Here is a 26439-nt window from a genome sequence, read left to right as displayed (position 1 = left end):
AATCAGCCTTGCAAGATTGGTCTTGTCGCCAAACAAGGCTAAATTATTGTTACTCACAAATTTATATCCATATATTTATGGTGTAAGAGGGTGAACTATGGAATACTATTTCCTCGGTATCTTTTTTCGGTTTCCGCGCTCAAAACCCAATAATTAATATCCCCAGTCGCTAAATCAGTAATTTCAAAATTCAAAGTGGCATCAACGGGATATATAACATTTCCAAACGTACAACTCAGTGTAATTCCACCCGCTGTCTTGTTTGAGTTTTTAACCATTACTGAAAACTGCTTTGTCTCATTAGTCATTGAAAGCGTGGTTGTCTGATCTCCAGGATAAGGCGGAGCAAAAGAAACTACCGTTGAATTATCGGAAAGGTCAGTTACATAAGATTCTCCACCTGATACGGAAGTAAAGAAACTCCAAAATATTTCAAAATTACCCGTTCCTTTTATCTCGAAAGTCAAATAACTGTACCCGCAATTCACATTTTCAGTTCTTGAAATCTCTTTTATCGCCCAATCATTGAACTGCCAGATCGCCCATAATGAATTTGAAACTTTGTTATAAAAATCTGCCGTTGTTACGCACACTCTAAAATAAACGGTTTCCCCGGTCATTATACCATTGAAAATATTATTAGAAAAAGTAGCAGTCTTAACATTGGAAACCGTGTGGATAGTTTCCCAATTAGAACCGTCCAATGAATATTGTATCTTAATAACCGGATTTACGTAATCAATAACATAATCCCAATTTAATGTAACCGTATTTCGATCAACCTGAATAACGCTTAATAGGATCGGGTTTTCAACCGATCGTCCTTTTACTTTGCCTTTTATGTTTAAGGTGTTTTTCGCCTTGCTATGGGAAAATGCTCCAGGCCCGAAAGGATAAATATCGTAAATACCATAAGGTGTATTACAAGAAATAAATCCCCTGCTCATGGCTCGATTGTTGTTTTCTCCAAACTTCCAATTATTATAAATGTCAAAGAATTCCTCGAAAGTGATTTTATCATAACTGATCTCAATTTTTTCACCCGTAAAGAACGTTGCCTTATAGTCCCTCATTCTGGATAGTGTTTCATCTTCTCCCACTACAACAGGTCCCTGAAGTTCGTTTGACATATCGGAAGTAACAATTTCCATTTTAGCCTCAGAATTGTTTTTGTAATTAGTTACTTTTAATAACTCAGAATTTAATTTTTTCCTTAATCCACTTCCAAATAATGGCCACCATCTGGCTAATTGATATTTCGGGTTGTGCCGAATATTCGTCGCTGTTTCAGGGCTGAAAATTGTAGGTTGATCATTTAAAGAGTATATGTTGAAACCTTCATTTGTCCTGTTTTTAACTAATGCAGTGATTTTATACTTGATAGGGGTATCTACAATCCCCGATTGGATTCCCGAAGTCTTGTCAAGTTTCATTTTAGCTCCTGAAATTTCTAGTACAGTCCATGTGCCTTTGTTATAACCGTCTACTATTTCTATCAAATTTCCCACTTCTATTAGTGTTGTATCAAACGGAGGACTAACACAGTTAAGAAGTAAATTACCTCCATCCTCTGTATGGGAACAGTTTTGAAATACACCCTGATCCCATACATCATTGACTTGAACCATATCGATCAAAACTTTGTCATCATCATTATCGTTTGTTGCAGAACTTTTATCTTCAATTAATTCCTGAATTTTAAAAGAATCAATAATTAATTCAGTCTGTTTATCAAACTTATTTTTGTTGGTTTTAATTGGTGTACTGAGTTCTGCTGAAGTGTTAAAATTTTTAATGTCAAACTTTACCTCTGTTGAGTACTTTTTAGAGCCAAAAAGTAAATTATTGTAAGATATGTCGTTGTCGTGTTCAAGCTTAAACCCTTCCCTTACATATTGTTTTTCTGATAAATCATAACATTTTAAGTCTTTGAAAAAATATCCAATATCTTCCACGATTAGTTTATTATCCATAACATCATATCCTAATGCCAAAAGCTTAGCGGCTCCTTCATGTAGAATACTTTTTAGTGATGTTTTCATTTTTTGGGATAAATAAATTTCAGGCAATCCACGTAAATACATGCCTGTTGAAATGCTAGTATTGTAAAATGATCCCCCTGATCCCAAAATAAAACTATCAGCTGTAATTTCGCCTGATGTGTAGTTTTTAGCAATTTGATTCAAAGCTTCAAGAAGTCGAATTCCCTTTGTTCTCACTAAGGGGCTTTCAATATTTGTCGTTAATTCAATTGAAGTATTATCTCCCAGTGGAAATCCTTTTAAATTTTCCGAAACATTACTAATAATCTCAAAAGTTAAATTTTCACCCGGATTTAAATTGCCTAGTTCATATATGGCATTATCAATTTTTATTTCACCATATGTACCTCCTGCTGGAATTGGTACAGAAACTGTTTGCTTTAAAAAAACTCTCCTCACCTCTGTGTCTCCGACGCGAATTATAGCAAAAAGAGAAGCGTCCGCAAAGTTTTCACCCGCAATGTCTTTTTCAACCAAAATATTCATATTGCTTATTTCGGCTTTTAAATTTGGCAAGTTTATATTGGTTTCAACAAACGGTCCCTGGTAATTTCTTGCACCAAGCCGTGTATCGCTGTTTCGCCAACTGGAATATTTATTTGTATTTATTCCAAATCCGGAATCATCAGCTCTTACAAAGGAATAAAAGAAACTTTTTACACCTCCATTTACTCCAAAATAAAATTGAGAAATATCAAACGTGTAAAAGTTAGATAGAACTTTATCTCCTTTTTTATATCCTATAGGAAAAGTTGCAACTGGATTAATGTCATTCTCATCCAGATCTTTCGTATCGAATAAATCTACTGTTATATCTTCCCGAGTGTAAATTTTATTTTGCGACTCACTTTTAATCAACTCAATTTCCGTGGCCATCATTGTTTTTTCAAATGATTCCATTTTTTTATTGAAATTAATTTCAAAGTTTTCTGAAAGCAAATCGTATTCAATGCCGTCCTTTACTGCAATCCATTTAAAAATTATTCTTCCATCACCTCCTTTTTCATTATAAACATTGCGTATCAAATTAAAAGATTCGGGATCTGAGAATTGAGTGAATTTTATTTTTGTCGAACTTCCGATGATAAAATCTTCGATATTGAAGAATTCTTCATTAATATTTACAATAGAGTCTATATCATTCCACCCATCAGGTTTTTTGATGCTATATTCGCCTTCATAGTTTCCATCTGGAACAACTAATTTAAACCGTTCCGAAACGCCTGATTCATTTAAAATATGTTTTATTGGTACCATACTTCTTCACCTGTTTTTGGATCATATTTCCCGCGGATAACTGGATTATTCGACCCGTGATATTGAATAATTTTTCCATTGATATATTGAATTTCCGGATTAGAATTTCTTTTAATTATGGATTCAAACTTCTGAGCTAAACCGTCAATTATTTTTTTAGAATAGTCTTCTTGTTTGTTCTGAATTATAACCGGAGCCTGAATATTCTGCAAAGCAGCTTTTCGGTAAACGTTTTGCCCTAATTTTGGTAAAGAACCCATATCTTTTAAGATAGTTGCCGTTTCTTTTGCAGTATAAACTTTGTCACCTTTATTAAGCCATGTTTTCTTAGCACCTCTTGAACTACCTAAACTTAAAACATTATCGTTTTTATCGGTGATTAGCTCTCGTCCTCGTTCTTGGGTTAAAGCCCATTCTGCTGGCCCGTCTTTTCTTCCTACAAAGTATTGAGGAACCGGATTCTTTGAGCTGATTGCAATAGATTGGGCAATACCAAAGGCTAAAGCTAAAGCTGCTGGAATTGCGCCAGCAACGAATCCCATTTGAGCCAATGTCATAGTTGCCGCTAATGCTCCGTTGATTAATGCCTGCTGTGCTGCGGCTTTTTGTTCAGCCTTGGCTTTTTGGGTCTCAATTAACTTTTCTCTCTGTAACTGTTGTTCTTTATAAGTTCTGGCTTCATCTTCCAAGCGATTACGTTCGGTCATTTGCTCTTTCGATAATTCGTCTAAGCCATTTAGATATTCAAGGCGCTGATTGATAAACCCAATTTCCTGCTCTGTAGTTTCTTGGGAATGTTTAAGTTGTTCGTTTAATGCTGAGATAGAATTCTCTTTTTGCTTATTGATAAACATTTGGGAGAAATCTGAAATAACTGCCGTTGCAGCTTGGAAGATCTCTTTGTTTGATAATGAAAATTCTTTCCCTTCTGCAAGTACTTTATCATACATTACTGAAAATTGATCGGCAATTTGATTCAATCCCAAATCTTTTAAACTATTACCAACAAGATCAACCAAAGGTCTCAACCCTTGAGCAATTTTATCAAAGGTCAGTAAATTTAAATCCTTATTGTTTTGGTCGTTCTCAGTCGTTAATCTCTCCTTAGCCGCTTCAAGTTCTTTTAATTTTTGCTCATCTTCCGGGCTTAATATTGGTGGTAATCCGTTTAATTGGTTAATCGCTCTTTTTAAAACTAATTGCCCCTTCAAGGTATCTAACCTTTCAATTTCCTGATTATTTATATTAATCTGATTTTGCTTATCAAGGACTGATAATTGAAACGATTTATCTTCTGTACTTAATCGTTTGTTTGATAAAATTGCTCTTTTTTGCTGTTCATAAGTTATTTCACCTTGTAATTTTAAAGCTTCTGCATCTGCGTTGACTTGATTAACCATAGCTTCAGGAAGAGATCTCATTTTTTTCATTCTATCATCCTGAATTTTACCTATTTCTTCATCGCGTTTGTTTTCCCATTCTAAGACTGATTTTCCGGCTTTTTTTGCTAAATCAATTTGATCATCGTAGAATGTAGTTAATTCATTTATAATTTCAGTATCAATAGCAATTTGCTTGTTAAGTCGATCATAGTCAGTCAAATAATCTGATTCTGCAATTTGTGATGCACTTCTTTCAAGCTCATTTACCTTCATTTTATTAGTTTCTTCTAAATTTTTCTTCTCATAATCGTAAATTTCCTCATTAGCTTTTTCTAATTCGTCAATTGCTCTTTTTCTTGCAGAAGCTTCAACCTGTCTTTCTTTAGAATTTGATCCTCTAAGATATGCAGCAACCCTATCACGATAATCCTTAACAATCTTAATATAGTTTTCCCAATAAGTTTTCTCGTCAATCTCCATATTCATCCATTTTTCTTTCTGGATTGCAAGGGCATTGTCTTTTTCAGCTTGAAGGTTGTTTAAATAATCTTTTTGAGCTGCCGTTAATTGTGCGCTGGAAGGTTTTTTGGGTCTTTCATCTTTTCCATTTTTATCACCTTCATAATTAAGAACATCCTTTTTGTTTTCAAGTTTGTATTGTTCATCCATAAGGAACTTATTCTCCTCATAGTACTTTTTATTAAGTTTTCTTTTTTTATCTAAGGTGATATTTATATCATTCAACGTTCTCTTGTAAACAATACTATTGTCAATATCTTTCTTGATTAAGCCGCCTTGTCCGTCTCTAACAAATTCAGATGTAGAGCCATTGATGTCTTTTCTGAGCTTTAGGGCCTCTTGAACTTGTTCATTTTGAAGTTTATTTAGTTTTTCTTCATCTTCAAGCTTTTTCTGTTGCCTTTGTTCTAATATATTCCCAATAGCCTTCGCTCTCGCACTATCTAAAATAGCCCCTCTTAGTCTTAAATAGGCATCTTTCGCCTTTCCAACCATAATTGTTTCGTCAGAAAGATTCTTAAAAAAAGAAGGATATAATGATTGAAGCTTATTAACCGCTCGTATTCTCGATTCTCTTGATGCGTTTTCGCTTGTGGAAACCCTGTAAAGTTTTTCAAGCGTATTAACTTCGCTTGCTGCTGATTTTATAGCTTCTTTTCTAGCCTGATTTAATGCTTTTGTACTTCGTTCGAGAATTCCAACCGCACCATTTGCTTGAAATAAACTTTTAACCCACTCACCGATTTCTTTACCATAAACAGTCATTAAAGTAATGGCTATGGAAAGAATAGTATTAAAACCAAGAACCGCCAATCCCACCTGTTTCCATACTGGAACAGTGGTTTTCCCTTCATTTCTTAAAGCTTTATTCTGGGCAATCGCAGCCCTTACAGAATCCATGAATATTGGAATATTATTCGAAAGAGCCATAAATCCCGTCTGAACTGAATATGTGAAAGCGGGCATTTCTCTTGCCAACTGAGCAACAGACATATTTAATCCATTATAACCACTCGCATAATTACCAACATTTCTTTGATGTCTTCCCATAGACGCATCAACAGCTTTAAGGGCCTGATCATAACGCTTTATTCTTGCTTCCAAATATTCCATTCTTTGGATTTCTTTATCCGTCAGAGTGATACCTAATTGTTTAGCTATTGCCAGGTTTTTATATTCAAATTGTAGTTTATTTAACTTTTGTTGAACGGCGCCATACAACATCACTGTATTACCTAATCTTTGACGTTCTCTATCTGAAAGAGCTTCAATTCGCAGTTGTTCCCTCGCGTATTCCCGATTAGCTGCCGTTAATTGACGGACGCGTTCTGATTGTTGAGCAATAGTCCCAGAGAGTGCCGAGCTTTGAACAGTCATGTTTCTGTTTATTGTAACAAGGCGCCTTTGGGCTTCAGAAAGCTCATTGGTTATACGAATATTACCACTCATAACTTCACCACCTACACGGAATGCTGCCGTTACTTCTCTGGGTGTTGCACGGGAAAAACCCTGTGATGCTCTTTCAGTCATGTTTACTAACTCCATAAACTTTCGAATAGAAACATCAACCTCTTTGTTTACATCTTGAAGGTCTTTTACCGTTTTTTCCTTGTCATATATGGCTAATTTCTCACTCATTTTCGATTAATTTTATCGATTTGTTCAATCTTTCTTACTAAAGCCTTTATGTATATTTGGTATTGATATAATGATGTTTTTCTTTCATCAAAATCAACCTCCAAACCTATTTTCACATTTATTATTTGTTCGTCTATATCGAACTCTTCTGGGTTTTCTTTAGGTTTTTTAACCTTACTTAATACCTCTTCCAAGTCGTTTTCATATTTGGTGATTTTTTGTTTAACGATTTCCGACTGCTCTGAAAGATTTTCTTTTTTAGGGATTTTAAATTTTGACAACATTTCTTCGATGATTGTCCTGTCAAAGTCAATTTCAAGCTTATCACAAAGATTCTTTTCCTGGATTTTTAACTTTATCACTTCATCCAAGACCAAAAACATTGATAATTCTAACTTCAATCTTTCAAGTTTGCCATATAAAGCGAAATCTGCATTCTTCTCATTAAGGGAAATAATAGATTCTTGTTCTATTTCATGAAATTTTACCTTTAATTCATCAATATTCAATTCGACAGAATCCCCTGATTCATATCCTTTTACCATATAAAAAAAATCCTCAGTCTGTACTATTCTTTTATAATTCCAGAGCGGGATTTCTTTACTGTCTTGATATATTTTGTAGTTATTCATTTAAACATGGGTGTTCTGATACGTGATACCATTCTGGATTTCCATTTTCATCTAAAAAACCGCGTTCAATTGCCATTTGATTAGGATTTTTATCAGGCGGAACAAATGCCACCTTTAGTCCTTTATCATCAAAAATGTGATAGATAAATGTTCTGTTTAGTGGGTCATTTACATATTTCCGCAGCCTTTGGCATTCACTTTCCGTTATTTGTTTACTGCAATTACACATTTAAGCTGATGTAATAATTCTTTCTATTTTCTTTTTTATTTCCGGTGCTTTTTCGATGAGAATTTCATCCATTTCTGTCTGAGGAATACCGAGTGAAATCCTATTTGCTCTTTCCATTGCCCTTGCTATCCACATTGCCTTTGCATTTCGAACTCTTTGCTTGAAAAGAACCTGATTCCTTTTTATTTCCGTGTAAATTCCACGATGATACTCTCCGGTATTTCTTAAATCCCATCTCCCTCTATTTTTGGGATTACGTCTCATTTTTTCAAAGCCGTATTCCGAATTAGGAGAATAGAAGGGCATATCATTGCCCTCGCTATCCTTACCTTGTAATAAGTTATCTCGGTTAATATCTTCGAGATTACTTTCTTTTATCGTTTCATCAATCAGCTTTGGGACTTGCTGAATTGCCTTCTGAATCCCTCTTTTTAGTGCTATTGGGTTCATCCTTCTGCTTTTTGATTAATGGCTTTACGTATGGCTTAACCTCATCTTTAGTCAGGTCCGGAAAAGACTTTATAACAAAGTCAATGGCTTCTTTTTCGGTATTGAAACCCTCCAAAACTGAAACTGTGTATTTTCCAATCTTTGCCTCCATTATACTACTTCTACTACATTAGACTTTCCGGCATAATAGTTTGTATCTAAAACATAAACCGGATAACCTGTAACGTTGATTTCAAATGAGATTTCGTCACCCGCCACTAAGGCTGCGTGTGTAAATGTGTAATTTTCATTTCCAGAATTAACAACCGCTGTTACCGCTTCCAGCACATCATTTCTTCTCATTTTCCAATTCGCTACTGTCGTAAGTCCTGCGACTGGCGCGCCTGAGCATAATGTTTTAATCGAAACGGCTGTAGTAGTTGCTGCAGCCGTTAAAATAGGCACCGTAATGGTTAATCCAGTAGTTGGAGTTAGTTCATTGAATCTGAAATCAGACCCGATGTAATTATAAGCAGCACCTTGCCAGTAAGACATTGCACTTGGTGTGATGTAAACTCTCAATGTAGAACCAGCCACATCCGCAGATGTTTGGTATTTTTTAACTCCGGTAAATAGGTTAGCATCGAATCCTTTGATTCTTCCATCCGCCGTTTCCGCCCAAAGAGCTGAACCATCATCAAATACCGGGATAAATTCATAGCTTTTACTTCCGTGAAGTAATTGAATTTGATTCTGGAAACAACTACCATTATTGAAAATGAAGTTATAGCCTTTTGTTCCTGGCATCGTTTCAATCATTTCGTTTCTGCTTGATGTTGCAGTTCCGGCATCCTGATCGTTGTCTTCAACTGTAAAGAATTCGATCATTCCAATAATCTTATCCTCCTTATATAGAAGGTCTAAGGCTTCCTTATCAAAAGTTGCAGGATCAATTGTAAATCCTCTTTTCTTAAGAATGAAACCTACTATTTGTTTTTCTCCGCAGAAAAGATCACCTAATCGTGGTGTCATTTCGGCCGTATTACAATTTAATTTTGTAAGCATATTTTTGTTTTTTATTTAACTGTAAATTCAGGGAAACATCCCCCGTTAATTGTAATTCCTATATTTAAATACACCGCATCCCAGATGTCGGATATAGTGGTTTTCTGAGGCAACCGTTTTGAATTAGATTCTTTTGCGCTTAATTCAGAAATATCATTGAAAGGAAAGGTTATGTAATCATATTCATTTGAGAGCGAAATTCCTTTTGTTTCGGAAATCCCTTTCTTAAACTTTTCTAACAATGGATATAAAATAAATTTATATGTGTCAGAGTATCGTTTTGAATTGAAATCGTGAGCATCACCTTTTGTAATTAGGTAGAAACTACAATTAAGCATTTCTTTGGTCTTATTACCAGGCAATATACTTTCCCTAACTCTATAACCGCTTTGAAGCCATATTAAAGGATATTTAGTTTGTTTTTTATTCAAAACCTCCCACACTTGAAAAATATCCCCTTCAATAAAATTATTGGTGAATGTTTTACCATTATAAACAACGGTAAACTTCTTATCTAAGACGCTTTCAAGTATTTCGTTATGATTAACCATTACAATCCAAATTCATTTTTAATAGGCATTCCAAACTTTTTTATTTCCGTGTCAAGCAATGGATATGAATCTTTATTATCCAATAAAAACCTCATAAGCGAAACATCACCATAAGTGTCCCAAACTCCATAATAATCAACCCCTCCATTAATAAACCAATATAGGTTTCCTTCCATCGTATATCCATTAGGAAACGACTTCACGCCACCATTGAATTTTTTAACGAATTGATTATAAGCCTTTGTTACTTTTGGAGTTATACTCGCTTTATTTCCCACTTTACCATCAACTGCCGCCTCGCCAAATTCGGTGGTCATAGTCGCGTTATGTACTTTATATGTGTAGTAGACAAAATCAGCTAATAGTGACGATTTAGGCGATGTTTCCAGCAAACCTTTCCAATAACAATCTTTAGATTCCCCATTGATTACTTTTTGATAGGTTTTCCCATCAACTATATCTTTATAGTTTTGGGGAGCTGAATTACTCAATCCTCCTTCGGCATTAATAAACTGTTTGAAATCTTCCCACATTTTCCACCCAAAAGCATAAGACAAAACATCCTTTTCAACCTGCTCAATAGTAGAGTCCAGATCCTCCGAAGTTCGGTTGTTAGGATCTGGTTCATTTACATTTGGAATCAAATTCCATTGTTCAAAATATGTTTTGTCTATCAGGCTCATGGTTTTTTATTTTTCTTCTTTTGTTGGCTTTCCTTTAGCGATTACTCCTAAATTTTCCCAAGCCTCAATCACTGTCTTATCTTTAATTTCAAGCTCAGTGTCTTTCGGATAGCCTCCAACTTGTTTTAATAATTTAACTTTCATTATACAACAGGTTTAGTAATTGCAGTTTTAATAGTGGCAATATCATCATACAAGAAGGCCGCTTTATCTAATTCTTTCACAAATAAGTGGAATCTTGATTCTCCTAGCAATACAAATTGGTTTTTGATAAAGTCATCATTTACCCATCCAATTTTCACAGTGTAAGGCATATAATTTGAAAGCATTACCTTTTTAAGGTCGGCGATCAAAATTTTTCCAACTGGAATTTCAAATCTTTGTTTTACAATAGTATTTCCGATAACCACTACTCCTAATTGAGCTGTCGGATATAACGGTCGACCTTCTTTGTCTTTAGCAGCGGTAAACTCTTTGAAGAAATCAATTGGGTTTACATAAGCTACATTAGGATTAAATCTAGGAGCACCTGGATAATTAGTTCTGGTTCTCACTGAAAGAATTCCGGCAGAAATAATATCTGTGAAATTTGGATCAGTTACTGAAGCAGCTAATGATCCTGCAACAAACGGAGTAGCAGTTCCGACAATTCCGTCAATATCAAAAGTCGCATCTCCAAAAACAATTGCTAAAGCCTTATCATAATCGTGTCGATCCTTTAAATAGCCTCTAGCGACTGAAAGCAACCCTTTTACGTCTTGTACTGCCTGTTCGGTTAATTTTTCCCACGCAGCAAAGGTTTTAACATTGGAACTTCCATTTTTCCACGTGAAATCAATTTGTTCCTTAACTTCTCCTTCTGCCTGAAATTCAAACTTTCCATCTTTTGGCAGGGCGTATGTATAGGTATAAATAGGATCTGATGTGGCAAATGTTGTAACTTCGCTTTCAATATCCATTACATCCAATTCAATTCTTTGTAAAGGATTTAATTGAGTAGCCAACAACGCATCCATTCCTGTGATTGTCCCGCTTGTTGTTGTTAATGTCCCAACTGCTTTATTTACATCTGGAACGACCATGATTTCAATTGTTCCGGTCCCTGCTTTATAGATGCTTTTTATTTCTTCCTGCTTTGCTGCAATTGTTTCAAGTAGCTTTTCTTCATCTACTACAATTCCCCCAAATCCAGACTTCATACTTTCTTGGATTGAAGCAATATCATCTGCAATTTCTTTGATCTGACCATCTGAAAGCTTCTTTAGCTCATCTTTAATAGCCTGGTTCATTTCTTCTTTGGTTGCCGCTTTTCCTACCTGAGACTCAATTTCCCCCAAATATTCATTCTGCAACTCCATTTGTTTTTCAGCTTCTAACTCATTGAACTTGTCAACCGTATAGCCTTTTTTCTCTAAAAACTTTTTAAACATTTGTTAGATTTTAATAAATACATTTAATTTTTTTGGTACACTTGTAGGAGTGGCCTCGGCCGGGTCCTCTTTTGTTGAAGTGTCTACGACGGGTTCAACGGATGTTGTTGGTGTTGCAGGATTACTTCCTCGGGGTACTGCTGAAACTTCAATAATTTTCTGTTCCAGAATTGCCCAGAAATAACCGCGTTCATCAACATCATCTTTATTTACAATTGATGGATAATATTTATCCCAATTTTCTTTTTCTTCTTTCGCCCAATCTGCGTTATTGTTTACACATAGTTCCATTTTAACATATCGCAATCCTGCTGAATGCTGTTTTACTTTACCCTGAATGTATTTTTTAAACATATATGGGTTATCTTCCTTATCTGCTATTGAGTATTGCACCAGGCATTCTGTAGATCCTTCATATTCATAACCTATCTCTTTCCATGCTTTTATTTCAACGGCATACTTAACATCTGGTCCCTCAGCTATTATATGGTCAAACTGACATTTGTGTTCTTGGAGATGTAAGCCCTCCTTTGTATTTTTGGAAGTTCTATTCCATGAGCCATTTATTGATACATCGCCATGAGAATCATAATAATTACAGGTATTACCAATAGCCACTATTTTTATTTGATTTACTGAAGAAATATCAATAGATGAATCCGCCTTAAACGTTTCTCCTTTTTCATTACTAAGATTTCCATAAAAAGAAATCCCATCACACCTTTTTGTTACACTGCTTTTATTAGCAATGACAATTTTTTTATTTTCAATCAGAAACTTTAAAGCCTCGTCGTTTGATGAAAATGTTTTATTTGATATTTCTTTTAGTGTAATCATTTCTTCACTGTTTTATCTTTTGACAAAATTTCTTTTTTCTTTTCCAATTGTACTTTTAAATTCCCCGGAATCTCCTTTTCCTTCAAAAGCTTATCTATTTTATTGGCTATATTTTTCATGACTGTATCATTAAGTGTTCGTTAAACTGATTTACTCTTACAAATTCATCCCACGTTAATTCAGGCTTTACTACAACCATGCGATCATAAACATCCATAAGCTTTAATAAAGCTGTTGCTTTAGCTAAAAAGCCCTCATTTTCGAGCTTAGTTTTAGTTTCGGCAATACTTGGAATATGATTATAAGACCCTACTAGCTTTGTTTGTCTGGATTGGAAATAAAGTGGTGTTTTAGCCATTAACTCATTCAGCCAATTATCTGTTATCGTTTTAACTTGCCCCAGGATAAACCGGGCTTCCGACATCTGTTTATTTTCATAGGTAGATTCACCAAAGAAGTCTTTCGGGATTAAAAAACAGTTACGAACGTTTTCCTTTGCGTTTTCCTGCTGTTCGATAAGCTGCATTTTACGATGGTCTCTTGTCAGATCTAACAAGTCAAGGCTTTCATTAGTTGCTATTGCATCGCCAACCTTTCCGGATCTAGCTCCATACTTTCCCCTTCCGTTTATCTTTCTCTCAATATCATCTTTCTGATCACCGGATAATGGAGCAACAGCCCCAGATGCTAATGGCTTTTTACTAAGTACTTTATTTACATTATTCCCGGAAGTATATGCCATTGAACTCTGGCTATTCGTTAAAGTGTCAATGGATGATAAGATTGAAAATAAACGAGACATTGGTTTAAAGAATCCCTCAGCATCGTATCTGTCCTTTCCATATCCGTTATTTGGAATAGTATCGTAGAAATAAGCTAATTCATACATTTTAAGATCCCTTACCTTAGAATCCGCTAAATGTTCTTTAATTTCCAGTTCGCTTATATCTTTACGACTTAATGCGTATCGGTTTTTAACTGTAGGAAAAGAAAGGTTATTGAAATCAAGATTGAATAATTGTGAAGACATTCTCAAATTGCCATTCTTGAAGAAGTTGCCATATTGGAATACGGCCCCATAAGTAAGGTTATTAACCACCATTTCCTTAATAAAGTCGGTTTTATTCTGGAAAGCATTTGGTTGTTGTAATAGCTTTAGATATTCCGATTCTTCGATTTCATTACCTTTTGAATCTACTTCAATGATTCTCACTTGTGAAGCAAAATCAGCGTATAAATTGATGCAATCTTGAAGAAATAATGTGTGTTTGTAGTAGTATTTTAGATTATCAACCGCTCTGTTGAATTCAGATCCAAAACCTAAAAGCCCTAATAACCCGAATCGAGTGGTTTCAAAATTGTAAGAATGTGTGCCATCTTCAAGCCTTGCATAATACGGTGGAACCTCAGCACTGTTAAAAGCTGATTTAAACGCATCCACTCCATTTCCTAACTTAGTAAAAATGTTCACACTAACTATTTGAAAACAAATGTAGTGCAGTTGTTTTATGGTGTAAGAGGGTGAAAATAAATTATTAAAACGCCAATCCTAAATACTCTTTAATTCCCCAAATACAATATTCCATTGCGTTCATGTAGTGGTCATTTTTCTTTATCGGCCGCTCGGTTGGAATATGATTGATGTATTCATATTCGTACTCATCATACTCCATTTCAAAATTATTATCCTGAACATAAAAGATATTTGCCCTTGTAATAAATTCAAATCTGGACTTGTAGGTCGGTTTGTTTGTCGGAACAGCATTCAGATTATAGTTAGTCCGCAAATCATTTGTTATCGAAATATCACTACCAGGTTCTTTATCTGATGAGTCAGCCCAAATAAAGGTGACGTTACCCGATGGCACACCTGCAGATGTTAGAACTTCACCAAGTGGCGTCTCTCCCATACTATTCATAGGTTTGTATAATAACGGCCTGATATAAAACGAACGATCACCATCGTATTTAACCTCAACACACGCAGTAGGATTAACAAAGCCATAATCCAACCCAAAATATCCCCTAAGATCTTTTTTCTTATATTCTTCAAGGGTAATCGGAACCCAATTTTTATAAATTTTATTCGGTTTTTCCGACTTTTTACCAAGACCGTAAACGAGCCAGTGATATTCTGATTCTGATTTGGTTTTCTCGTTATAGATACACCGTTTTAATTCTTTAAGCTGCCTTACAGTTAATCCTTTCGGGTTTACTTCGAGATCATAATTTAAAGCCTCCGTCTCACTTAATAGCTTCGATTCAACAGCGTCACAAAATTTAATAGGTTGATATGATAGAATTTGATTTTTGCTTTCTGGGTTTATAAATGGGTTATCTCTAAATGTTGAGTAGTTGATAAAAGTACTTTCTTTTAACTTCTCTTTCTCAATCCAATGGTTTTGTTTCGGGTTCCAGTCAAATATTATTAATTTCGATCTTTGGGCTAACTGCTTATAAACTTCATGACTAAAGTTGTAAGGCTCATTAATCCAACAAATGGTTTGAGTCATACCCATAGCATCATCTTCATCGTCAAGACCAGTAAACCTCAGCATATTTCCATTATGTTTAAAAGTCCAAGTATGGTTGGTTTTATTCTCGATGAAGTATTGAGCAAGGTTTTCCTTTTTCAGATAAGAGTCTAGCTCTTCAACAGTAATTTCACCTTTGTCAAATTGCTTTTTCCGAACCATCGGATCTTTTAACCATTCTTTCCAGTCTTTCTCTACAATATCCCGGCAAGACTTTTGAGTGTCTCGTAAAACGGTAGCTGATGAAATAGGATTTTCATACAAATACAAAAATAAAACCTGAAAATTACTCCAGGTCTTTGTACTTCTTGAACTTCCCTCTTCAAGTATTAATTTGTAAATATGTTCAAACTGACCTAATTCGTTAACCTTTCTAAGGTTTACAGCTTCCCATATCTTATGAAAGACTATTGAGGCTTTAAAATTAATATTATTCATCTGTAGGGGCTATAATATCTACTGTTATTTTTGACGGTCCTGATTCTATCTTTTCGCCTTTAGAGGTAACATCCTTGCTGTCTGTCAATCCTAAATCTCTTGCAATTATATTTGGATTTAAGAACCCAGATGCTGCTCCAGTGAACTTTTGTGTATAAATAGTTTCCTCTATACGCGTAATGACCGTGTTAAAATCTTCATAGTTTTCATCATTTTTATTTAATTGAGCCTTAAAAGTTTTCAAATATTGGACGTTACAATCTAAATATAAACAGAGACCAGTGATAGTATAAGGTCTCATCTTTGGTATTTCCACCCTGTCAGCATCTTTCCCTTTATAATCAATTTCAATTAGTGGATTTTCATCACACCATTCAAAATATTCAGTTGATGCTTCCCATAGGAGCTGTGAAGACTCAAATAATTTATCTCTACCGTGTTTACTTCTTAGTTTCCAAAATTGATTTCCTTTAGGTGCTGCCATCTTTCTTTATTAAAAATATTCCATTATTGCTCATTTCTTGTAATTGTTCGCAAATAGCTTTTGCAGATAATTCATTTAGTTTAAACCATTCCCTTCTGATTAACCCTCCCTTTAAATTATCATGAATCATTTCTTCCATTTCGTATACATTTTTAAAATAGAATCTTCCAATCTCTTTAACTGGAATTGGCGAACACGCATCAATATCTTTTATCCTTCGGTCTGGACTAGAACTAACTCCAAATTTGAAAATATTATTTCTCCCATATTGTAAAACATAAATATATCCATCTGGTTTTTTACTCTTATTCACCAAAGTTGCATTATCAGCCATCTTCTTTGAATGTTGTAAACTTTTATACTTTAAACCGTTTTCCATTTTTTCCTTGTGATGATATTGTGAATACAACCTATGGAGACTTTATATTCATCTTTCAATTGATTGTAAGTATTTCCATTGTTTCTTTTCTTCCGGATTTCTATAACCTGATTAGTGGTTAATATTGCCATTCCGTTTCTTTCTCCACTTATAGACATTCTATTCCTTCGTGGTGATGCTCTAAGGCATTCAGATCTTGTACTGAAATAGATGTTTGAGAGAATGTCATTTAAAACGTTTTCGTCTCTATATCTTACTACCTCATCTGAATTTGGTTCTCTAATGAATGTTTTAGCAACTAATCTACCACATCCAATGCTTGTTATTCTTCCTCTTTTATTAACTAAAGTCACTTTGTATTTTCCGGATGAAATACTTTTCTTAATGATTCTCGGATTCCTGTTTATGATGCTTTTTACCCTTGCATAGTTTGAAACCATATAACGATCTTCATAACCTGGTATCTCTTCCCAAACCTCATTCGGAAAACTTTCTAAACTTAAACTTAACAACTTCATTAATCCCTCTGCCATGTTTGAATTATTTAGACTTTAGCAATTACTTTAGTTTTCGCCGCTTCCAAAGATTTAAATTTAATCTCTGGGGTTTTATAGATGAGCTCATCTGTTTTGGTCCAATTGGCTTTTATTTGTTCGAGGGTCATAATTATTCTATATTTATTTTCTTGTTTTTCTGACGATCTCTATCTCTGTATTTTTCAGATCTACAGATTCCGCAGCTACAAGGCGAACCATGAGATTTTAAAGCAGTCCATTCACCATTCTTTAAACCGTAAATCTTCAAACGCTTTTTATATTTCAAATTGGTTATTTCAGTTCTTCTGCCTTTGTTCATGTCCTTTATTGTTTAAGCCACTCAATTACTTACTTGCTATGTCTAATAATCCCTCGTAAACCACATTTGGATATTTCTTTATATCTTCAAGGGCTTTCTTTGCTTCCTCAAGCGTTAAATACCAAGCCTCACATAGTTCAATCGGTACAACACCAATTAAAAGCCCTGAATAAGGTCGTTTCCCTTTCTTATCTACCTGTTTCCAAATCTTAATTGGAACTCTTATCGTCCATATAGCAATTCCAAGAAATCGGATTACTTTATATTCGTAGGAATCATATTCTTTCTCGATTATGAACCTGTTTTCTGATTCCTGAACTATTCTAAAATTTCCTTCCATAATTGTTTATTCAAAAAATCCACCCCAGTCCAAGAGTAAAAAAGTTATTACTGCCGAAGTAAGGGTATGCCAGAAATTATGGTTACCTTCTTTTGGTTTTCCATGATCATGGGCTTGTAGTAATAAAGATGCTCCGTAAAGCACTAATAAAATAATTTGCGGTGTTCCCATTGTTTTCTTGTTTTAAATTAAAAATCCCACTACCTAAGCAGCGGGACTCCAAATCACAAAATATTAATATGAAAAAAAATACCCCTGCATTAAATCAATCTTGTGGACAACTTAGGACTCGAACCTAAACCATGAGGCTTATTACCACGCTCTAACCAATTAAGCTAATTGCCCGTTTGCTTTTTTAACCTGACCACGTGGAAAGCTAACCACTATTTAAATAGAACTTCTAGTCTTATAAAACCAAGCACCCGACCTCATCGTCCATCTCACAACCCCCTTCTTCTACTTCATGTGTGCTTAGTAAATTTAAATACCATCAAATCATATCTATAACTTTGAAAACATTAATTCATTTTCAAAATCAATCTCTTCTTTAGTTCTGCTTCTTTTATAAGCCCCACACCTAATGGGTGTGTCAATTGCTTTCTGAGGCTCCCAACCACGTTTAATTCTTCTTAAAATTGCCTCGTAGTGTTGTCTCATCTTTTTCTCAGTAACAATAAGCTTTAATGCTTTTAACTCTCCATAATAAGCAACCATAATTGTATTGTCTTTATTTGAAGAATTTACTAGTTGACTTATCCATCTACAGTTATCAGGGTCATATCCTTTGGAATTATTTTTTCTATCAATTACTAACCCTTCAGCATATCCATTTTTGATAGACCATTCCTCAAAGCTTTTATAGCTACTTCTCCAAATTTCACTCACTCGTATTCCTTTATCGTAGTATAAGTGTTTTTGAAAATAATCAGGCCTGCACCTGCTGTTCATTTGCCTCCAAACTTTAAGCAATTTATTAGTTCCTTTGCCTCCTCTTGTTTTCTTCAGACATCCACAACTTCTAATTCTGTTATTTGAAAGATGAACTTTTCTAACAATCTTTTCTTCCCCACAGTCACATCTACATAAGAATGCTCTGTTAGCTTGTCCAGACGGCAGAATCAACTTATCAACCTCTTTAACTACAATTAACCTACCTACCCTTTGACCTATCATTATTTACTATTTTAATCTAGTCTTGTAATATTGAATTAATAATTTCAATTCATTAACACTTAACTTGTTTGGAATATTTTTCTTTGATAATAATGTATTAAAAGCATCGACTCCAATTCTGTGAGGTAGTCTTGTGGAATATTCAGCAAGATTTCCATGTTTATGCAGATTACATTCAATGCAACTTACATGAACATTATCTTCATTGAACCTTAAGTTTGGATGAGATCCCACTGAAAAAAAATGTGAAGCATGGCCACTACCTTCTACTTTACACCCACAACTCACACATGGCTTTCCTTTGTCTCTTGTTCTGATATAGGCATTAAAAACCTTTTGGAGATCTTGTAACCAATCTTTATGAGTCTTAAGCTTCTCCTTTATAATCTTCTTCTCTTTCTGCCAAGCTTTAGCGTTTTGTTTTTGAATATTTGACTTACCGAATGAAATTGCGCAGGCCATGCCGCATACCCTTTGAGTTGTTTTATTTGGACTAAATTCCTCACCACATACCGCGCAATTTTTCGGCTTTATCTCCTTCATTCTCAACCGCTTTATAGTAAAGTTACGGTGGTGTTTTTTAAAAAGCAAATGTTTTTTCAACTATTTTTAGAAAAATCTAACTTTTTTATTCACTCAATCTAATAATAATTGTTAGATAAAATATTTTACGGAAATCCGTAACAAAAAAGTCTCTGTTTTACGGTTTCCCGTAAGGAATTGCAGAACATCGTTTGTATCTTTACTATGTCAAAATAACAAGACAGTTTAATAATTAAAACCGAACCCCGATGTTGATAATGGTGGGAAAATTAAAATGAAAAATTTCATTAAACTTCAAAATGAAAGACCTGAATTAGCGAAAATGCTAACTGAAATGTCTAAAGAAGAACTTTTAAATCACTATGCTATAGAAGTATTTGAAAAGGATGAGCTTGAAGATTTCAAAAATGCTTATGATGATTATCAGAAAAACTTAGAATGTATAGTTAATTCAGCAAAATGGTGGCTTGAAGAAAATAAAAAAACCAAACACCATTTGTACATTAGTACTGAAGAAATTAAATTAATTTATTCAAATGTAGAAACTGAATGGATATAATTAAAAAGCCCTCTTACCGGAGGGCTAATTTTTGTCAAAATATTTCAGCTGTAATAACTAAAACGTTTCAAAGTTACAAAATTAACCCAGGATTTCGTTTTTGTTGTTTTGTGTTGTGGGTTTCCGTAATTAAAATGGAAAAGTTTTTGGTTTATACTTTTCAACTCTACTTCTAAACTCTTCATCTCCGTAAATTCTTGATCTAGGATTGTAAAAAATATCGAAAGTCTGGTTTCTTCCAAGAAAGTAAGCAAGATCATTATGAACCTCTTTTTTCCTCATATCAAAACGTTTTGGAATTCTATATTGTTCATTAGCAGAAATTGATTTAAAACTAATTACATTGTCTTCTAGTTGATCATAATTAAAGGCTATAATATCTTCAAGAAGTCTTCCAAACCCATAAGTATTACAATTACCGTCAACATGCTTGAATAACTTTAATTTTCCATCCACATACTTGAAAATACCTACATAGCTACCGTTTCTAATAATAAAATAATCTGAAAATTCTTTCTTTTTCATTTCCCTTCGTTTATTTTATTCATTCTTACTAACTCACAAAATATGAAGTTTAAAAACAATATAATTGCATTTATTCCCATGTATATTTTTTCTATCCCTATTGCTTCTAAAAATACTAGCCATAGAATAATACAGATTGTGTTAATATAATATCTATTCATTGTCTTCGTTTATAGTTAGTTCTTCACCTGTTAGGGCGAAATATAAGTTTTGTAATTGATGAACAAAACTTATTTTATTTAACACTGCAGAGTGACTACTAATTGAAAGGTCACAAATATCATGATATGGGTCAAAATAAATACGAGTCCAATCATTTATTATTTCCAAAAAATAAAAGTTGGTAACTTCATGTTGTTTAAACTTAAACTTATAAAGCCACTCTTCGGTTATATCTAAGGGCTTTAGTCCTGCAGCGTTTATTGGAACCAAATCTGACTTACTTAATCTAATCCAATCGGAATCGATTACGGACTCTACTTGTTCTATTTTACTAAGAAATTTCAAATAATTTCCTATTCTTAATTCTTTTGCTTCCATGCTGAGTATATTTTTAATAATTCTTCTTTAGTCATTGTTTTTCTTTTTTAGGGTTAAAAGAGGGCCGAAGCCCTCAATGTTTAATTAGCAATTACATCTTGGTTGTAAAGTTGTATGCCAATTATAAATATAATTCCCATAATCATCATAGTTGATTATTGATTGTCCTCCACCTGGAGAATAGGTATGAGCATCCCATGAAACATTGAATGTGTAGCCCATATTTGAAACACATGCGTGCCCCATAACTGTATTCCATGGCGTATGGCATAAGATGATCGCTCTTCCGGTGGTTTCACCTCTAACCATGGCTTCTTTTACCGCATCCAATGCTTCCACCATAGCAATCTGTTCTTCTTTGGTCATTTCTTCCCCTTCTCTAGCCATTGTTTTATCCGCAACCTTCTGAGTTCCAACAGGAGTTGTTACGAATTCATCATTTGAGTTTTGACATGCTGTCAGTGAGGCAAGCATTACAATGCTCGCAATTAATAGTTTTTTCATTGTAAAAAAAATTGTTTTGATTTGCCGACAAAGAAACGGTGCCGACTTCCGTGTTTTATAGTTTACCTAGGATTTAGTAATCTGACTTTCGTAAAATCTAGCTTTTTTAATTTCTCCTTCCCAAAAATATTCTACATCGATAAAATTATCAGGTAAAGAAGTTGGATTGCTAACAGATTGTTCTTTTTTAGTAATTACCTCGCTTACGGTCATATCGCAACTTCCAGATTTTAATTTAACAGTATCACCTCTTTTTAATGTTGTTTCAGCCATTGTTATTGTTTGTTAAGTAGTCGTTTTATTTCTAATAGTTGTTTACTAAGTGGAGAATAGGTTTTCATATCAACTATACTTTTTGCTAAATCATTATGAAATTCATTTAACAGTAGTTCAACACGCTCTAACACTTTCTTCATTTCATCCTCTCTGTCGGGGATTTCTTCAAGCCAATATTCGACTCTGTGAATTGTATCTTTTGGTAAATGCCAATTTCCATTAAAAAGACTTGTTATACTTTCGCCAAAATCATCACGAAATGTAAAATAATAACCTTCCTTATATGGCAGTCTTTCCGCCGTTGGTACTTTAATGTATTTTGTTTTCATGATTATTCAATTTTAACACAAGGACTATAAGACCTCCCATTTTCGTCCAATTTATATTGGGTTTCTTTTAAAAATATTTTTAGCTCTTCAATAGAATTTCCACCGTCCAAGCTTTCGTTATCCCAAAATTCCTTAACAGAATATGAACCATCGTTATACATTGTGAAAGCAATACTCATATTATTTCGCTTTTCAAATTCATTCATAAGTTTCAATATTTCTTCCATTATTCAAGTATTTCAAAAATTAAGTTTACTTTTACACATTTCCAACCTAGCTTTTTTGCATTTTCCCAAGTGATGATTTCTCCAAAATGTTTTGATATACAATTTTTTCGTGTGCCATGCATTGACGTAGGAAATATCTCGCCATTAGGATGCTGTATTACATAATAGTTTTTAAATGTAGTTTTCATAAAAGTTCAAAAATTAAAGTGTTTTCTAAATTGAAGGTGCGGAATTCAGCTTCTTGGAATGTAGTCATATCTTTTTTGTATTGGTATTTATTAAGATCATCGAAACCATTATTATCGTAACTCCCATCCATAAAATCAGGATTATCAATTGGATTATCTCCCCAGTAATAATTTTGTTTTTCGATCGATGAAACAAATGATTCTAAAGCTGATTTTGCCCAGTAATTATCTTTAATACTATGGTAATAGCCAACATCAGGATTATTGTCAGTTCCAAAATTCTCACTATGCGCCAATCCTCTCGCTATATCCTCATTAAACTCTGAGCCTTTGCAGATTAATTTACAAATACCATTTATGTTATTGAATTTTTGGGGATGAACTTTACAATATTCAAATATTTCATCAATTTGCTCTACTTCGTATTCCACAATAAGAAGTCTTTTCTGTAAACGTAGTTCTAGCTGCTTCATGATTACCACATTATTTCGTTAACAATAAACTCTTTTTCACATTTTGGGCATTTAACCTCAATTCCGGCATCTTTACAACCCCATTCATCCTGAAAGGCTGCAATCATAATGTCACTTCTTTCAACTTCAAGATCTAATCTATCATCCAATAGGTCAAAGAAATTTCCACAATGAGGGCAATCAACATAAATTTCGACGCATATTCCGGCACTTGATTCTAATTTTTTATCCATGATATTTGATTTTTATAATTTCGTAGTTGACACTAATTAATTGTCTCACTTTTCCCCAATGACTTTCGGGCTTGTTGTCTGAATTTTTAAATTCATCAACTTGCGTTTGCAATTCTGCAGATTTTCTTTTTAATTCTTCCATGGTATTTAATTTTAATTATTAAGCATAACTATTATCTTCTTGAATAGCTTGTTTTGGGGAAAGTCCTTCCATAAAATAACCAAGCCATGCATCTGTATCTAATTGTTTGTATGCTGTATTAATATCTTTGTCTTTTAAATCTAATTCTAGACATATTTTCCAAAGCCAATCTCTGTATCCATGAGGATATTGTTTTCCGTTTAAATAATTTCTATTTTCCATGATACTTTAGTTTTCACTGTAATTCAATCAATTTGCGTAATTCGAGCCAGTAACTTTCAGGCTTTTCTTTCTCACTCTTATAGCGGTCTACATGAGACTGGGCTATGGTAATTAGTCTTTCTAGTGAATTCATGATTCTAGTTGCTTTAAATCAGTGATTCCAGCAGATATTTTTTTATACTGATCTTTATTAACACAGAAAAGCACAGGAATGTATTTTTCATTCATTAAGCCTAATAAAGTAGATTGATCAGCTCCCATTGTTAAGTGAGATCCAATTTTTACTTTTTCCCCCGAAACAAACGTATCAAATCTTCTTATATCAAGATTGTTGTCTGCCATAAATTGCATAATTTCAAATAATTTCATAATATTTTGCTTTTAATTGTTTAGTGAGAAAGACAGGACTCGAACCTGCACAGGTTATAGCAAATGTTAGTTCACACCATCAAATGGGATAAGTCTTAATATTTTCATTTACCTTAAAGGCTTGTATCATTGTCGGGCTATTTACTGAACTTCTATTAAAAATGATGTTATTGCACAAGCCTACCTTTATCGACTATTTAGCGTCTACCAATTCCGCCACTTTCTCTTTTAAAAACCCCGACCCGTAAGCCGGGGGAAACTAATAACCATGTGACAGTAAGATGTCAGCTTAATTCTGTTGCGGATTTGATAAGTTGATCTATTTCATAAGGTGTTTGAAAATCAACTTCTTCTCCGTGTTCAGAAAGCTTTTTAATACAAAATGTTAATTCATTTTTTGTGGCTTCTAACATCTCAAGCATTTCAGGAGCTTTGGAGATTAAAAGAGTATTAGCCTTAACCTCAATTTCTTCTGTGTCATTGTGATAATCTAAATAAACTTCAGCTAAACACTGATCTCCATTGTCGTGAGTAATCCTATACGAATTTTGAGTTGAAAGCCTGTTTTCATAACCCCATTTTCCCTTTAGTTCCTTTAAATTCCATATTCCTAATTTTTAATTGATTTTAGTATAAGATTACTCAGCTAATTTTTTTTATTAGGATTTTCGTGAATGCTTTTTAAAATCCTAATTTCTCGCTCAACCATTTTATTATATAAGTCCGATTTATCATCAATGTTTTTATAAATCCTATACAAACTCCAGTTTCTTTCTTTGATTTTATTTTCCCATTTTAAAAAACATAAAATAAAATCAACACTATCAAATATATTATGCCTTAAATGATACATATATGAACTGTGAGGATGCTCGTTTACATCAGGTAAAACATATTTATTCAACAATTCTAACAATTCATTTTCTAGTGTATTTTCCATATTATCTTTTTCTGTTTTTAATCTATATAGTGCCAACTTTGAACATTATAATAGCCATATTTATCATTAACCATTTGTTCTATATCCATACATAACATCCCCCAACACTTATGATATTTTACTTCGCCTGATTTAAGAATAACTTTTATTTTTTCCATATTAAAAAGCCTTTTAATGACTTGCTTAGGTCGCTTTAACTATTAACCGTTACTTAAAGAAAATTGAAGCCTTTCTTTTATTATTTTTGAATCTTTTACGGAATTGAAAATTTTTGTTGCTGTTTCAATATCTCCACAAACTATGTTAAAAGGAATGTCGAAACAATGCCATTTTCCGGATTGTACATCACTTGCATTTGGTTGGTGAGAGTTTTTCATAAACTCACGTATTTCTTCAGGGAAATTTACCCCTATTCTTTGCTCTATTTGACTTACGGATAAGTCACCTAACATGATACTCATAATTTATTTTGTTTTTAAATATTAAATGATTAAAATATCCTTGCGAGAATCCAAATTGTTATACTTACCAAGGCCGCCACGCTAAACGCTAAAAATAATTTGTCTTTTACTGTAATTCTGTTGTTTTAAATTTTTCATGATGTTAAGTTTAAATTTTAATTTTATTTTGGTTCCTTAAAAACCGTCCAGTGAGTAACAGTTTCGCCTTCGTAGCTCATAAACCAATCCCATTCTTTTTCACCAACCATCATTTTCAACCGCTTATTATCTGAAACCGTTCCCTTATCTGTCAAAACAATCAATTTTTTTGTCATTACTGGGATTAAGTTGTTTTTTGGGTCTAAAACTAATTCTGAACATTCTTCAGGAGGTTTTTCTTTCACACTTGTCCAGTTCATGTTTTCTATTTTTTGTGATTTACCTTTCAAAAACAATTCTGCATCTGATTTCTCCATAAACCCCGCTATTATAGTCCCATTCTTTTTTACGAAGTAATTACCGTTTGCATTTGAATGACTAATAACAAGGTTGTTTTTTAATCCAGCCATTTGTCAATTTGCTTTTTAGCTAACTCTAGCGTTTTAAAATGCTTAGTTAGATTAGATGAATAATTTGAATAGAAAGCTTGAAATGTACCGTTGGTAGTTTCGATGATTTGTCTGTTTCTGTATGTGAATTCGTTTTTCATGACTTTAATATTTATCGTTTCGTTTTTGATAGTTCAAATATAAGCACTTATTTTGGAACAAACAAATATTATTTCTATTTTAAGTACTTATTTCGTACATTTGTTTTATGAACGATAGAATTTCAAAACTTTTTTCCTGTTGCTTAAATAATCGAGTGGTTATTATAGATACCAATTTTAAAGGGTTTCATGCTACTTTAAAAAAGATGGAACCTACTTGTAATTCAGATAGATGGTACATTGAAAAATTTAAAGAAGGACCTGAATTTTCTCAAATTATTAATGGAAAAGAATATTATTTTCAAAGATTAGTTTAATCACTT

Annotated in this window: 39 protein-coding genes and 1 tRNA gene; 2 read left to right on the top strand and 38 right to left on the bottom strand. The window is 33.5% G+C overall.

Annotated elements, in window-relative coordinates; all coding sequences use genetic code 11:
• Positions 1 to 95: 95 nt before the first annotated feature.
• The 22 genes from ATE47_RS04205 to ATE47_RS04110 all read right to left on the bottom strand — a co-directional run bounded on the left by ATE47_RS04205 (position 96) and on the right by ATE47_RS04110 (position 19440).
• Entirely contained in the window at positions 96 to 3299 is a 3204-nt protein-coding gene (locus tag ATE47_RS04205) for a fibronectin type III domain-containing protein (RefSeq protein WP_062160779.1), read from the bottom strand.
• Positions 3287 to 6838: a hypothetical protein gene (locus ATE47_RS04200; protein WP_062160778.1), complete on the bottom strand. Its 3552-nt coding sequence runs from the start codon at positions 6836 to 6838 to the stop codon at positions 3287 to 3289. The genes ATE47_RS04205 and ATE47_RS04200 overlap by 13 nt, the downstream gene beginning before the upstream one ends.
• The gene (locus tag ATE47_RS04195; protein WP_062160777.1) at positions 6835 to 7470 is read right to left on the bottom strand and encodes a hypothetical protein; all 636 of its coding nucleotides are present in this window, start codon (positions 7468 to 7470) and stop codon (positions 6835 to 6837) included. Before ATE47_RS04195 ends, ATE47_RS04200 begins: the two co-directional genes overlap by 4 nt.
• Before the next feature lie 229 nt (positions 7471 to 7699).
• Positions 7700 to 8149, bottom strand: a complete 450-nt coding sequence (locus ATE47_RS04185) for a hypothetical protein (protein ID WP_150114785.1) — start codon at positions 8147 to 8149, stop codon at positions 7700 to 7702.
• 150 nt (positions 8150 to 8299) lie between these two features.
• Positions 8300 to 9193: a hypothetical protein gene (locus ATE47_RS04175; RefSeq protein ID WP_062160773.1), complete on the bottom strand. Its 894-nt coding sequence runs from the start codon at positions 9191 to 9193 to the stop codon at positions 8300 to 8302.
• A gap of 11 nt (positions 9194 to 9204) precedes the next feature.
• Positions 9205 to 9744 (bottom strand): hypothetical protein, encoded by a 540-nt coding sequence (locus ATE47_RS04170; RefSeq protein WP_062160772.1) that lies wholly within the window; start codon positions 9742 to 9744, stop codon positions 9205 to 9207.
• Positions 9744 to 10427 carry a hypothetical protein gene (locus ATE47_RS04165; protein ID WP_150114784.1) on the bottom strand — a complete coding sequence of 228 codons (684 nt, stop codon included), beginning with the start codon at positions 10425 to 10427 and terminating at the stop codon, positions 9744 to 9746. Before ATE47_RS04165 ends, ATE47_RS04170 begins: the two co-directional genes overlap by 1 nt.
• Positions 10428 to 10433: 6 nt before the next feature.
• Positions 10434 to 10571 carry a hypothetical protein gene (locus ATE47_RS19190; protein ID WP_185097130.1) on the bottom strand — a complete coding sequence of 46 codons (138 nt, stop codon included), beginning with the start codon at positions 10569 to 10571 and terminating at the stop codon, positions 10434 to 10436.
• On the bottom strand, positions 10571 to 11857 hold the full coding sequence (locus ATE47_RS04160) for a hypothetical protein (RefSeq protein WP_062160770.1): 1287 nt from the start codon (positions 11855 to 11857) through the stop codon (positions 10571 to 10573). The genes ATE47_RS19190 and ATE47_RS04160 overlap by 1 nt, the downstream gene beginning before the upstream one ends.
• Positions 11858 to 11860: 3 nt before the next feature.
• Entirely contained in the window at positions 11861 to 12694 is an 834-nt protein-coding gene (locus ATE47_RS04155) for a hypothetical protein (protein ID WP_062160769.1), read from the bottom strand.
• Entirely contained in the window at positions 12691 to 12813 is a 123-nt protein-coding gene (locus ATE47_RS19440) for a hypothetical protein (RefSeq protein ID WP_257721521.1), read from the bottom strand. Before ATE47_RS19440 ends, ATE47_RS04155 begins: the two co-directional genes overlap by 4 nt.
• Positions 12810 to 14165, bottom strand: coding sequence for a phage portal protein (locus ATE47_RS04150; RefSeq protein WP_062160768.1), 1356 nt, complete (start codon positions 14163 to 14165; stop codon positions 12810 to 12812). Before ATE47_RS04150 ends, ATE47_RS19440 begins: the two co-directional genes overlap by 4 nt.
• Before the next feature lie 64 nt (positions 14166 to 14229).
• A complete protein-coding gene (locus ATE47_RS04145; RefSeq protein ID WP_062160767.1) occupies positions 14230 to 15666 on the bottom strand; it encodes a phage terminase large subunit in 1437 nt (478 codons plus the stop codon).
• Positions 15659 to 16150, bottom strand: a complete 492-nt coding sequence (locus ATE47_RS04140; RefSeq protein WP_062160766.1) for a DNA-packaging protein — start codon at positions 16148 to 16150, stop codon at positions 15659 to 15661. Before ATE47_RS04140 ends, ATE47_RS04145 begins: the two co-directional genes overlap by 8 nt.
• Positions 16137 to 16529 (bottom strand): GIY-YIG nuclease family protein, encoded by a 393-nt coding sequence (locus tag ATE47_RS04135; RefSeq protein ID WP_062160765.1) that lies wholly within the window; start codon positions 16527 to 16529, stop codon positions 16137 to 16139. Before ATE47_RS04135 ends, ATE47_RS04140 begins: the two co-directional genes overlap by 14 nt.
• The gene (locus ATE47_RS04130; protein WP_062160764.1) at positions 16514 to 17062 is read right to left on the bottom strand and encodes an NUMOD4 domain-containing protein; all 549 of its coding nucleotides are present in this window, start codon (positions 17060 to 17062) and stop codon (positions 16514 to 16516) included. Before ATE47_RS04130 ends, ATE47_RS04135 begins: the two co-directional genes overlap by 16 nt.
• A 133-nt stretch (positions 17063 to 17195) precedes the next feature.
• Positions 17196 to 17384: a hypothetical protein gene (locus ATE47_RS19035; protein ID WP_150114783.1), complete on the bottom strand. Its 189-nt coding sequence runs from the start codon at positions 17382 to 17384 to the stop codon at positions 17196 to 17198.
• 25 nt (positions 17385 to 17409) lie between these two features.
• Positions 17410 to 17724 (bottom strand): hypothetical protein, encoded by a 315-nt coding sequence (locus tag ATE47_RS04125; RefSeq protein ID WP_062160763.1) that lies wholly within the window; start codon positions 17722 to 17724, stop codon positions 17410 to 17412.
• Between the two features lie 6 nt (positions 17725 to 17730).
• On the bottom strand, positions 17731 to 17895 hold the full coding sequence (locus ATE47_RS19185; RefSeq protein ID WP_185097129.1) for a hypothetical protein: 165 nt from the start codon (positions 17893 to 17895) through the stop codon (positions 17731 to 17733).
• A 103-nt stretch (positions 17896 to 17998) separates the two neighbouring features.
• Positions 17999 to 18069 (bottom strand) — tRNA-OTHER (locus tag ATE47_RS04120).
• 156 nt (positions 18070 to 18225) lie between these two features.
• Positions 18226 to 18897 (bottom strand): hypothetical protein, encoded by a 672-nt coding sequence (locus tag ATE47_RS04115; RefSeq protein ID WP_062160762.1) that lies wholly within the window; start codon positions 18895 to 18897, stop codon positions 18226 to 18228.
• A gap of 6 nt (positions 18898 to 18903) precedes the next feature.
• Entirely contained in the window at positions 18904 to 19440 is a 537-nt protein-coding gene (locus ATE47_RS04110) for a recombination protein NinG (protein WP_062160761.1), read from the bottom strand.
• Between the two features lie 274 nt (positions 19441 to 19714).
• Here ATE47_RS04110 and ATE47_RS04105 point away from each other — a divergent pair, with 274 nt between their 5' ends.
• A complete protein-coding gene (locus tag ATE47_RS04105) occupies positions 19715 to 19999 on the top strand; it encodes a hypothetical protein (RefSeq protein ID WP_062160760.1) in 285 nt (94 codons plus the stop codon).
• 129 nt (positions 20000 to 20128) lie between these two features.
• Here the strand turns inward: ATE47_RS04105 and ATE47_RS04100 are convergent, their stop codons facing one another.
• The 16 genes from ATE47_RS04100 to ATE47_RS19170 all read right to left on the bottom strand — a co-directional run bounded on the left by ATE47_RS04100 (position 20129) and on the right by ATE47_RS19170 (position 26116).
• Positions 20129 to 20524: a hypothetical protein gene (locus ATE47_RS04100; protein ID WP_062160759.1), complete on the bottom strand. Its 396-nt coding sequence runs from the start codon at positions 20522 to 20524 to the stop codon at positions 20129 to 20131.
• 153 nt (positions 20525 to 20677) lie between these two features.
• On the bottom strand, positions 20678 to 21064 hold the full coding sequence (locus tag ATE47_RS04095; protein WP_062160758.1) for a hypothetical protein: 387 nt from the start codon (positions 21062 to 21064) through the stop codon (positions 20678 to 20680).
• A gap of 84 nt (positions 21065 to 21148) precedes the next feature.
• A complete protein-coding gene (locus ATE47_RS04090; protein ID WP_062160757.1) occupies positions 21149 to 21568 on the bottom strand; it encodes a hypothetical protein in 420 nt (139 codons plus the stop codon).
• Positions 21569 to 21634: 66 nt separating this feature from the next.
• Positions 21635 to 21841, bottom strand: coding sequence for a hypothetical protein (locus tag ATE47_RS04085; RefSeq protein WP_062160756.1), 207 nt, complete (start codon positions 21839 to 21841; stop codon positions 21635 to 21637).
• 2 nt (positions 21842 to 21843) lie between these two features.
• The gene (locus tag ATE47_RS04080) at positions 21844 to 22173 is read right to left on the bottom strand and encodes a hypothetical protein (protein WP_062160755.1); all 330 of its coding nucleotides are present in this window, start codon (positions 22171 to 22173) and stop codon (positions 21844 to 21846) included.
• A 2-nt stretch (positions 22174 to 22175) separates the two neighbouring features.
• On the bottom strand, positions 22176 to 22400 hold the full coding sequence (locus ATE47_RS04075; protein ID WP_062160754.1) for a hypothetical protein: 225 nt from the start codon (positions 22398 to 22400) through the stop codon (positions 22176 to 22178).
• A gap of 184 nt (positions 22401 to 22584) precedes the next feature.
• Positions 22585 to 23061, bottom strand: coding sequence for a hypothetical protein (locus ATE47_RS04065; RefSeq protein ID WP_062160752.1), 477 nt, complete (start codon positions 23059 to 23061; stop codon positions 22585 to 22587).
• Between the two features lie 2 nt (positions 23062 to 23063).
• On the bottom strand, positions 23064 to 23294 hold the full coding sequence (locus ATE47_RS04060) for a hypothetical protein (RefSeq protein ID WP_062160751.1): 231 nt from the start codon (positions 23292 to 23294) through the stop codon (positions 23064 to 23066).
• Positions 23287 to 23436 carry a hypothetical protein gene (locus tag ATE47_RS19180; protein ID WP_185097128.1) on the bottom strand — a complete coding sequence of 50 codons (150 nt, stop codon included), beginning with the start codon at positions 23434 to 23436 and terminating at the stop codon, positions 23287 to 23289. Before ATE47_RS19180 ends, ATE47_RS04060 begins: the two co-directional genes overlap by 8 nt.
• Before the next feature lie 18 nt (positions 23437 to 23454).
• A complete protein-coding gene (locus ATE47_RS04055) occupies positions 23455 to 23658 on the bottom strand; it encodes a hypothetical protein (protein WP_062160750.1) in 204 nt (67 codons plus the stop codon).
• Between the two features lie 129 nt (positions 23659 to 23787).
• Positions 23788 to 24027 (bottom strand): hypothetical protein, encoded by a 240-nt coding sequence (locus ATE47_RS04050; protein ID WP_150114782.1) that lies wholly within the window; start codon positions 24025 to 24027, stop codon positions 23788 to 23790.
• 646 nt (positions 24028 to 24673) lie between these two features.
• On the bottom strand, positions 24674 to 24967 hold the full coding sequence (locus tag ATE47_RS04045) for a hypothetical protein (RefSeq protein ID WP_062160748.1): 294 nt from the start codon (positions 24965 to 24967) through the stop codon (positions 24674 to 24676).
• 17 nt (positions 24968 to 24984) lie between these two features.
• Complete coding sequence (locus tag ATE47_RS19175) at positions 24985 to 25125, bottom strand: hypothetical protein (RefSeq protein ID WP_185097127.1); 141 nt, start codon at positions 25123 to 25125, stop codon at positions 24985 to 24987.
• A 42-nt stretch (positions 25126 to 25167) separates the two neighbouring features.
• The gene (locus ATE47_RS04040) at positions 25168 to 25428 is read right to left on the bottom strand and encodes a hypothetical protein (RefSeq protein WP_150114781.1); all 261 of its coding nucleotides are present in this window, start codon (positions 25426 to 25428) and stop codon (positions 25168 to 25170) included.
• A gap of 161 nt (positions 25429 to 25589) precedes the next feature.
• The gene (locus ATE47_RS04035) at positions 25590 to 25883 is read right to left on the bottom strand and encodes a hypothetical protein (RefSeq protein ID WP_150114780.1); all 294 of its coding nucleotides are present in this window, start codon (positions 25881 to 25883) and stop codon (positions 25590 to 25592) included.
• A gap of 80 nt (positions 25884 to 25963) precedes the next feature.
• Positions 25964 to 26116: a hypothetical protein gene (locus ATE47_RS19170; RefSeq protein ID WP_185097126.1), complete on the bottom strand. Its 153-nt coding sequence runs from the start codon at positions 26114 to 26116 to the stop codon at positions 25964 to 25966.
• Between the two features lie 107 nt (positions 26117 to 26223).
• On the opposite strand from ATE47_RS19170, the gene ATE47_RS04030 reads away from it, so the two are divergent.
• Positions 26224 to 26433, top strand: coding sequence for a hypothetical protein (locus ATE47_RS04030; protein ID WP_062160745.1), 210 nt, complete (start codon positions 26224 to 26226; stop codon positions 26431 to 26433).
• The last annotated feature ends 6 nt before the right edge of the window (positions 26434 to 26439 follow it).

Source organism: Chryseobacterium sp. IHB B 17019 (genome assembly GCF_001456155.1).
Classification (GTDB): Bacteria; Bacteroidota; Bacteroidia; order Flavobacteriales; family Weeksellaceae; genus Chryseobacterium.
Note: the sequence above shows the minus strand (reverse complement) of the source record. Positions and strands in the feature narration are given on the sequence as shown.